General features: G+C 72.0%; 8 protein-coding genes and 1 pseudogene. All 9 read right to left on the bottom strand.

Annotated elements, in window-relative coordinates; genetic code table 11:
- Nucleotides 1–346: pseudogene (locus tag AB5970_RS17375) on the bottom strand (type IV pili twitching motility protein PilT); the annotation flags it as partial.
- A gap of 129 nt (nucleotides 347–475) precedes the next feature.
- Nucleotides 476–2,149 (bottom strand): GspE/PulE family protein, encoded by a 1,674-nt coding sequence (locus tag AB5970_RS17370; protein WP_370505198.1) that lies wholly within the window; start codon nucleotides 2,147–2,149, stop codon nucleotides 476–478.
- Between the two features lie 92 nt (nucleotides 2,150–2,241).
- Nucleotides 2,242–3,063, bottom strand: coding sequence for a shikimate dehydrogenase (locus AB5970_RS17365; RefSeq protein ID WP_370505197.1), 822 nt, complete (start codon nucleotides 3,061–3,063; stop codon nucleotides 2,242–2,244).
- The gene (gene mltG, locus AB5970_RS17360; protein ID WP_370505196.1) at nucleotides 3,060–4,208 is read right to left on the bottom strand and encodes an endolytic transglycosylase MltG; all 1,149 of its coding nucleotides are present in this window, start codon (nucleotides 4,206–4,208) and stop codon (nucleotides 3,060–3,062) included. The genes AB5970_RS17365 and mltG overlap by 4 nt, the downstream gene beginning before the upstream one ends.
- Before the next feature lie 58 nt (nucleotides 4,209–4,266).
- Nucleotides 4,267–4,836, bottom strand: coding sequence for a Holliday junction resolvase RuvX (ruvX, locus tag AB5970_RS17355; RefSeq protein ID WP_370505195.1), 570 nt, complete (start codon nucleotides 4,834–4,836; stop codon nucleotides 4,267–4,269).
- Complete coding sequence (gene alaS, locus AB5970_RS17350; RefSeq protein WP_370505200.1) at nucleotides 4,837–7,515, bottom strand: alanine--tRNA ligase; 2,679 nt, start codon at nucleotides 7,513–7,515, stop codon at nucleotides 4,837–4,839.
- 70 nt (nucleotides 7,516–7,585) lie between these two features.
- Nucleotides 7,586–7,948 carry a hypothetical protein gene (locus tag AB5970_RS17345; protein ID WP_370505194.1) on the bottom strand — a complete coding sequence of 121 codons (363 nt, stop codon included), beginning with the start codon at nucleotides 7,946–7,948 and terminating at the stop codon, nucleotides 7,586–7,588.
- Complete coding sequence (locus tag AB5970_RS17340; protein WP_370505193.1) at nucleotides 7,948–8,316, bottom strand: DUF948 domain-containing protein; 369 nt, start codon at nucleotides 8,314–8,316, stop codon at nucleotides 7,948–7,950. Before AB5970_RS17340 ends, AB5970_RS17345 begins: the two co-directional genes overlap by 1 nt.
- Before the next feature lie 112 nt (nucleotides 8,317–8,428).
- Nucleotides 8,429–9,055: a 30S ribosomal protein S4 gene (gene rpsD, locus AB5970_RS17335; RefSeq protein ID WP_370505192.1), complete on the bottom strand. Its 627-nt coding sequence runs from the start codon at nucleotides 9,053–9,055 to the stop codon at nucleotides 8,429–8,431.
- Nucleotides 9,056–9,220 lie beyond the last annotated feature (165 nt).

Here is a 9,220-nt window from a genome sequence, read left to right as displayed (position 1 = left end):
CGGCGGGCGCCTGGGCGGGCATGAAGAACTTCGTGGCGCCCATCGGGGCGACCGCGGGCTGCTGCGGCACGAACGACGTCGGCGGCTGCGGCGGTCCGGCGTAGGCCGGCGGACCCGAGGGCGCCGGCTGGTACGCCGCGGCGGGCGAGGCGCCCCCGGGCGCGGGCTGGAACGGCGGCGGCCCCGCGGGGGGCGGCGTCGCCGGGACCGCGCTCTGCGACGGGATCGGCGAGAACATCGCCGTGGCGCCGGGAGGGGCGGGCGGACCCGCCTGCGGCCCGACGGGACGGTAGGGCGGCAGCGGCCGCGAGGGCTCCCCCGTGGGTGCCTGGTAGGACTCGCTCACGTCATTCCCTCCACGTGGTCACCTGGTCTCGACCGGCACGGACGTGCCGGAACCGGGCCTTCGCTCTGGACCGTTCATCGGCGGCGCGCATGCCCGACTTGAGGCATGGGCCCTGGTGAGTCGACGCTGCTACGCGACGACCCGGAGGATCTCCTCGATCGACGTGTCGCCGAGGACGACCTTCTGCCAGCCGTCGTCGCGCAGCGGGATCATCCCCTGCTTGACGGCGGTGGCCGCGATGTCGGCGCTCGACGAGTGGGCGACGGCATGGCGCTCGATGTCCTCGGTCACCGTCATGACCTCGTGCAGCGCCAGCCGGCCGCGGTAGCCGGTCTTCGAGCAGGTCACGCAGCCGACCGGACGGTAGAGCTCGGGGAGCGGCTCGCCCGGCATCCAGGGGAACCGGGCCGCCATCAGCTCCTCCGGCGACGGCTGGTAGAGCTCCTTGCACTTCCCGCAGAGCCGGCGCGCGAGCCGCTGCGCGACCACGCAGTCGAGCGCCGAGCCGACGAGGAACGGCTCGATGCCCATCTCGGTCAGACGCGTGACGGCCGACGGCGCGTCGTTGGTGTGCAGCGTCGAGAGCACGAGGTGGCCGGTGAGGGCGGCCTCGATGGCGATCTGCGCGGTCTCGTGGTCGCGGATCTCACCGAGCAGCACGACGTCCGGGTCGGACCGCAGGATCGAGCGCAGCGCCCCGGCGAACGTCAGGCCCGCCTTCACGTTGACCTGCACCTGGTTGATGCCGGGGAGCCGGTACTCGACCGGGTCCTCGACCGTGATGACGTTGATCTCGGGCTTCGACACCGCGTTGAGCGTCGCGTACAGGGTGGTCGACTTGCCCGAACCCGTCGGCCCGGTCACCAGGAGCATCCCGTAGGGCTTGGTGTACGACGACCGGTAGGTCTCGTAGTTGCTCTCGAGGAACGACAGGTCGCGCAGGTCGAGGCTCGCCGTGGAGTTGTCGAGGATACGCATGACGATCTTCTCGCCCCACACGGTGGGCAGCGTCGCCACGCGCAGGTCGATCTTGCGCCCGTTGTGCACGATCGACATGCGGCCGTCCTGCGGCTTGCGCCGCTCGGCGATGTCGATGTCGCTCATGATCTTCACGCGGCTGATGACGCCGCCCGTGATCTGCTTGGGCGCGCGCTGGGTCTCGTGCAGCACCCCGTCGATGCGGTACCGGACGCGCAGGTCCTTCTCCGACGGCTCGATGTGGATGTCGGAGGCGCGGTCGGTGATCGCCTGGGTGACCAGCAGGTTGACGAAGCGCACGATCGGCGCGTCGTCGTCGGCGATGTCCCCCATCTTCGAGAGGTCGGCCTCGGGCTCGGCCGTGACGTCCTCGAAGGCCTGCGACAGGTCTTCCATCTCGTCGTCGGCCCGGCAGAACCGGTCGATGGCGCGCAGCAGGTTGTCGTGCGTCGCGATCACCGGGATGACGGGCATGCCCGAGACCGAGCGCACGTCGTCGACGGCCATGACGTTGCCGGGGTCGGAGGTCGCGAGCACGATCGACCCGCCCTCGAGGGCGACGGGCAGGACCGAGTACCGCCGGCACAGCGCACCGGGCACCAGGCTCACGGCCGTGCGGTCCACGGGGTAGTCGTCGAGGTCGACGAAGTCCATGCCCACCTGGTGGGCCAGCGCCTTGACCAGCTGGCCCTCGGTGAGGACCCCCAGCTCCACCAGCGTGCGCCCGAGCGACGAGCCGCGGGCCATGGTCTCGTCGAGCGCGGCCAGCAGCTGCGCCTCGGTGACGAGGCCGTCGTCGAGCAGGATCTCCCCGAGCTGCTTCACGCGTGTCCCTCCGGTCGGCCCGGCGGCCGGTCGTGGCCGCGCGGGTGTCTCCAGAGGTCAATCGGCAGCAACCGCGGTGCGCGTGAGGAAACTCAGGCGGACAGTTTGGCGTCGAGCGCCGCCGCCATGGCGTCGAGGGGCGCGGGGTGCCCGGTCATCAGCCGCACCTGCTCGGCCGCCTGGTGCAGCAGCATGCGCTCCCCGCCCACCACCGCTCCCCCGGCCGCCGCCCACGCGACCGACAACGCGGTCGGACGCGGGTCGTAGGCGACGTCGAGCAGCACGCCGTCGACGGTGGTCAGCCCGGCGGCCAGCGGGTCGGCCGCGTGCGGCGGGAGGGTCGAGACCACGACGTCCGCCCGCCCGATCTCACCCGGCGCCGCGTCGAGCGTGCGGTAGACCGGGGTGACACCCATGCGGTGCGCCGCGCGCATCAGCCCGCCGGCGCGGGCGACCGACCGCACGTACACGACCGGCGACACGCACCCGAGCTGCGCCAGGGCGGCGAGGGTGGACGACGCGGTCGCGCCGGCACCGAGCACCGCCGCCGAGCGCACCGGGCCGGTCAGACCGAGCGCGGCGACGATCCCGTGCACGTCGGTGTTGGCACCGATCAGCGTGCGGCCCTGGAGCAGGACGGTGTTGACCGCGCCGACCACCTCGGCCAGCGGCTCGACGTGGTCGAGCAGCGGGATCACCGTCTGCTTGAGCGGCATGGTCAGGCTCAGCCCGACCCACGACGCGTCCAGCCCGGCGACGAACGCCGGCAACGACTCCTCCGTGACGTCGACGGCGTCGTACCGCCAGCCGGCCAGGCCCAGGCTCGCGTACGCGGCGCGGTGCAGCGTCGGCGACAGCGAGTGCGCCACCGGATGTCCGAGCACCGCCGCCCGCCGCGGGGCGGAGGAGGTCACTGCCCGTTCGCCGCCTGCCACTCGCGCAGCTTCTGGACGTTCGCGTTGTGCTCGTCGAGCGTCGTCGCGAACAGCGTCTCGCCCGTGTCCAGGTTCACCGTCACCCAGAACAGCCAGTCACCCTCGGCCGGCGACAGGACCGCGTCGATCGACGCGGTGCCCGGCGACGCGATGGGCGTCGGCGGCAGGCCCAGGTTCTTGTACGTGTTGTACGGGTTGCTCGCGTCCTGGGTGTCCGCCGTGGTGACGGCCGTGCCCGGCTTGTTCAGGCCGTAGGCCACCGACGAGTCGATGTCGAGCGGCATCTCCTTGGCCAGCCGGTTCTCGATGACGCGCGCGATCTTCGGACGGTCCTCCGCCAGGCGCGCCTCGCGCTCGACCAGCGACGCCTTGTTGAGCACGGTCTCCCACTGGTCCTGCGGGACGCCCTTCTGCGTGAGCACCGCGACCGCCTGCGCGGTCATCTGCGAGAGCACGCTGGCCGCCGTCGCGTCGGGCTCGACGTCGTACGTGGCCGGGAAGAGCCAGCCCTCGGGGTTGCCGTTGGCCTCGGCCGGCAGGCCGATCGCCGCGGGGTCCGCCAGGGCGGCGTTGAGGTCCTCGACCGGGATCAGCGTCTTCTCGTTGATCTTGGCGAGGATCTGGTCCTTGGTGAGGCCCTCGGGGACCGTGACCTTGAAGGAGACCCGGCTCGAGGGGTTGAGCAGCGCGGTGACGGCGTCGGACGCCTTCATCTCGAGCAGCATGCGGTAGGTACCCGGCTGGATCGAGCTGGCCTGCGGGTTGGCCGCGAACGCGGTGTTGAACGCCTTCGTGCTGGCGACCACGCCCGCCTCGACCAGCGTCGCCGCCATCTGCCCGCCGGTGTCGCCCGGCTTGATGACGACGTCCACGCTGCCGTGCCCGACGCCGGAGTAGTCCTCGACGTTGCCGCCGGAGCCCCCGGCGCCCTGGAACATCCCGCCCATGAGCTCGACGACGACGTAGCCCGCGCCGGCGACCATGAGGACCGCGACGACGAGCACCCAGATCGAGCGACGACGACGCCGCTTGCGCTCGCGCTGCTCCTTGGCCCGGCCGCGGGAACGGGAGGAGCGGTGCTCCACGGGGGCGACGCGGGTGTCTCCACCGAAAAGGTCGCTCACCTCGTCACTCCGTTCTCCAGGGGCCCACCGGTCGGTCTGGCTGTTGGTCACGTGCGCGTTACTCCACCGTCGTCTGAGCGTCGCCCGCAGCCCCCCCGCGCGCCACCGGAGCGTGCTTCGCCGGGTCGACGTCGACCCGTTCACCGGGGCGTCGCCCCGACGCACGTTCCGCGTCCAGCGCGGACTGCAAGATCACCACCGCGGCCGCCTGGTCGACGACCTGCCGGTGGCTGCGTCCGGATCGGCCGGACGCATGCAGCGCGTGATGGGCGGACACCGTGCTCATCCGCTCGTCGACCAACCGCACCGGGACCGGTGCGACGGCCTGCGCCAGTTGGACAGCGTACGCGCGCGCGGCCTCCGATGCGGAGCCTTCGGTACCCGACAGGTGCATGGGAAGTCCGACGTACACAACACCCACACCTCGCTCCTGCACCTCACGCACCACCTGCGCGAGGTCCGCCGGTAGCCGGCCCTTCTTCGCGGTGGCCCGCGCGAGGGTCTCCACCGGCGTCGCGATCAGGCCGTCGGGGTCGCTCGTGGCGACCCCGACGCGCACGGAACCGACGTCGATGCCGAGCCGTCGCCCGCGGACGACGACGTCACCGGTACCCGGGTTCTCGGACACTCAGCCGTTCGCCGCCGAGCTCACGGCGGTCAGCGCCTCCGCCAGGCGCGCCGGGTCGGTGCCCCCGCCCTGCGCCAGGTCGTCCTTGCCGCCGCCCCCGCCGCCGAGGATGGTCGACGCCGTCCGCACGAGCGCACCCGCGCGCACCCCACGGTTCCGCGCGGCCGCATTCGTGGCCACGACCACGACCGGGCGCCCCTTGCTCACGCCGCCGATCGCGACGACCGCCGGGGCCGACTCGCCGAGCCGGGAGCGGACGTCGAGCACGAGCGTGCGCAGCTCGTCGCCGCCGACCTCGCCCGCGTCGTGCGTGACGACGCGGGTCTCCCCCACCGTCTGCGCGCCCGCGGCGAGCGCGCCCGCCTGGGCCAGCAGGGTCGCCTGCCGCAGCGTCGCCAGCTCCTTCTCGGAGTCCTTGAGCTTGGTGAGCAGCGAGGACACGCGCTCGGAGAGCTCGTCGGGGCGCGCACCGAGCAGGCCGGACAGCTGGCCCACGAGCGCGCGCTCCTTCGCCTGGTACCCGTACGCCCCCGCGCCGACCAGGGCGTCGACCCGCCGCACGCCCGAGCCGATCGCCGACTCGGACAGGAGGGTGACGAGCCCGAGCTCGCCCGACCGCTTCACGTGCGTGCCCGCGCACAGCTCGAGCGACCAGCCGTCGCCGATGTCGACCACGCGGACCTCGTTGCCGTACTTCTCGCCGAACAGGGCCATCGCGCCCCGCCCGCGGGCCTCGTCGATCCCCATCACCGAGTCGGTGATCTCGAGGTCGTCCTGGAGCCGGTCGTTGACGCGCGCCTCGATCTCCGCGACGACCTCGGACGAGGTGGCCGACGGCGAGCGGAAGTCGAACCGCAGCCGGCTCGGCGCGTTGAGCGACCCCGCCTGCGTCGCGGACTCCCCCAGCGACTCGTGCAGCGCCTTGTGCACCAGGTGCGTCGCCGTGTGGGCGCGCGCGATCGCGCGGCGGCGGTGCACGTCGATGGTCGCCGTGCCGGACTCGCCGAAGGTGACGGTGCCGTCGACCAGGCGGCCGTGGTGCACGGACAGGCCCTTGACCGGCGCCTGCACGTCGTCGACCTCGATGCGCGCGCCGCCGTCCAGCACGATGACGCCGGTGTCGGCCAGCTGGCCGCCCGCCTCGGCGTAGAACGGCGTCACGTCCAGCACGACCTCGACGTCCGCCGGCGCGGTCGCCGCGGGCGCCGGGACGCCGTCGACGAGCAGCCCGACGACGCGCGACCGGGCCGTCGCGTCGGTGTACCCGATGAACTGCACGGGCTTCGCGTTCTCGCTGCTCAGCGTGCTGTGCAGGTCCTGGTAGGCCGCGTTGTCCGCGCGGCCCGCGCGCTTGGCGAGGGCGTCGGCGCGCGCCCGGTCCCGCTGCTCCTGCATGAGCGTGCGGAACGCGGTCTCGTCGACGGACACGCCCTGCTCGGCCGCCATCTCCAGCGTGAGGTCGATCGGGAAGCCGTAGGTGTCGTGCAGCTGGAACGCGTGCGACCCCGACAGGACGGACAGCGCCTGCTTCTTCACCGACTGCACGGCCGTGTCGAGGATCGTCGTGCCTGCCGCCAGCGTGCGACGGAAGGCCTCCTCCTCGGCGTACGCGACCTGGCTGATCCGGTCGAAGTTCTGCGCGAGCTCGGGGTACGACGGGCTCATCGCGTCCCGGCTCATCGGCAGGAGCGTGGGCAGCGCCAGGTCCTCGACACCCAGGAGCCGCATCGAGCGGATGGAGCGGCGCAGCAGCCGGCGCAGCACGTAGCCGCGGCCCTCGTTGGACGGCGTGACGCCGTCGCCCATGAGCATCAGCGCGCTGCGCACGTGGTCCGCCACGACCCGCATGCGGACGTCGTCGTCGTGGACCGCGCCGTAGCGCCTGCCCGACAGCTCCTGCGCGCCCTGGATGACCGGGAAGACCTCGTCGATCTCGTACAAGTTGTCGACGCCCTGGAGCAGGTAGGCCACCCGCTCCAGCCCCATGCCGGTGTCGATGTTCTTCTGCTTGAGGTCGCCGAGGATCGGGAAGTTCTCCTTGCCGCCCCCGTCACCCCGCTCGTACTGCATGAAGACGAGGTTCCAGATCTCGAGGTACCGGTCCTCGTCGACCACGGGACCGCCCTCCGCGCCGTACTCGGGCCCGCGGTCGACGTAGATCTCCGAGCAGGGACCCGAGGGACCGCGCGCGCCGGTGGACCAGAAGTTGTCCTTCCAGCCGCGGCGCTGGATCCGCTCATCGGGCAGGCCGGCGATCTGCTTCCAGAGCGCCGCCGCCTCGTCGTCGTCGTGGAAGACGGTGACCCAGATGGTGTCGGGGTCGAAGCCGAACCCGCCCGTCTCGCGCGACCCGGTGACCAGCTCCCAGGCGTAGGAGATCGCGCCTTCCTTGAAGTAGTCGCCGAACGAGAAGTTGCCGTTCATCTGGAAGAACGTGCCGTGCCGCGTGGTCTTGCCGACCTCCTCGATGTCGAGGGTGCGCACGCACTTCTGCACGCTGGTCGCGCGCGGCCACGGCGGCGTCTGCTCCCCCAGCATGTAGGGGATGAAGGGCACCATGCCGGCGATGACGAACAGCGTCGACGGGTCGGGCGAGATCAGCGAGGCCGAGGGCACGACGGCGTGGCCGTTGCCCTCGAAGTAGTCGAGCCAGCGCTGGCGGATCTCGGCGGTACGCATCGTGTCCTCGTCGTCCATCTGTCGTGTCTGTGGTGCAGCGTCATCGGACGCCTCGGGTGTTCCCGTGTGCTCAGAAGAAGGTGTAGCCGTCGTCGTCGTCGGGGTCCTCGGTCGGGCCGGCCCAGTCGGCGTCGCGGTGGCGGGCCGACGACCAGGAGCGGCGCAGGTTCGCCACGCGCTCGGGCCGCTCGGCCTTCAGCGTCTCGATGTCGGCGTCGCCCACGAGGTCGTGCCGCAGCTGCTGCTCCCGCTCGGACATCCCGGCCAGGAACTCCCGCTTGAGGGTGGCCACCGCGTGCGACACGCGCTGGACGCCGTCGACCGCGTCGGTGGTCCCGGCCGGCAGGTACGTGTCGACGATCGTGCGCCCCTTGCGGATCACGATCACCGTCACGACGACGCCGACGGCGAGCCACGTGAGTCGGCGCGCCATCACCGGCTCCGGCGTGCGCTCGCCGCCAGGCCCGACAGGGCGCGGCGGACACCGTAGGAGAAGGCGGCGGCCTTGATCATGGGCGAGCCGACCGTCGCGGCGAACAGCGACGTCAGCGCCGAGACGTTCTCCGACACCTGCGCGGCCGCCGTGGTGACCGTGTCGATGTTCTCCAGCTGCGTGTTCGACGACGCGACCAGCGTGGCGGCCTCGTCGAGCACCGGCACGGTGTGGTCGGTGATCTCCTTGACCGAGACCCGCGTCTCGTCCAGCACCCGGCCGAGCTTGATCAGCGGGACCGCCAAGAAGCCCACGAGCAGCACGAACGCGATCGCGGCGATCAGACCCGCGACGTCACCCACCGACATGTCCAGCCTCCTGGTCCTGGGGTCCTCGACCCCGCCGAAACCCTACCCGCCCCGGACGCACGAACGCCCCGCGGCGCAGACTGCGCGGCGGGGCGTCCGTGAGGAGATCGGATCAGCGGGCGTAGTACTCGACGACCAGCTGGACCTCGCACGTCACGGGGATCTCGGCGCGCTTGGGGTGGCGGACCAGGACGGCGCTCAGCTTCTCGAGCTGCACGTCGAGGTAGCCCGGGACGGCCGGGAGGACGTCGCGGTGGGCACCGGCGGCGGCGACCTGGAACGGCACGGTGGCCTGGCTCTTCGGCTTGACCTGGAGCGTCTGGCCCGGCTTCACGCGGAAGGAGGGACGGTCCACGATCTTGCCGTCGACGAGGACGTGACGGTGCACGACGACCTGGCGGGCCTGGAGGATCGTGCGGGCGAAGCCCGAGCGCAGGACGAGAGCGTCCAGGCGGGTCTCGAGGTTCTCGACGAGCGCCTCACCGGTCAGGCCCGGGGCCTTGCGGGCGTCCTCGTACGCACGAGCCATCTGCTTCTCGCGCAGCGCGTACTGGGCGCGCAGACGCTGCTTCTCGCGGAGACGGACCGCGTAGTCCGACTCGGTGCGACGACGCGCACGGCCGTGCTCGCCGGGGGGGTACGGCCGCTTCTCGAAGTGCTTGACGGCCTTGGGCGTCAGCGCGAGGCCGAGGGCGCGGGAAAGGCGCACCTGGCGACGCGAGCGGGTCACGCTGCTCACAGAGTTACTTCCTGTCGTTGTAGACGTCACACCCGGAGACGGAGATGTTCCGCCGGGCGTGGGGCCGACCGTGGATGCGTCGCGTCTGTTCTCGACGCTGGCTAAGGCCCCAGGTGGTCGTCCGGCCGGGGGCGTGCACGCACACCCGTCCCGCGGACGACCTCG

The sequence above is a fragment of the Cellulomonas sp. ICMP 17802 genome (assembly GCF_041295535.1).
Classification (GTDB): domain Bacteria; phylum Actinomycetota; class Actinomycetes; order Actinomycetales; family Cellulomonadaceae; genus Cellulomonas.
The sequence above is the reverse complement of the archived record's forward strand: the minus strand, read 5'-3'. Positions and strand labels throughout refer to the sequence as shown.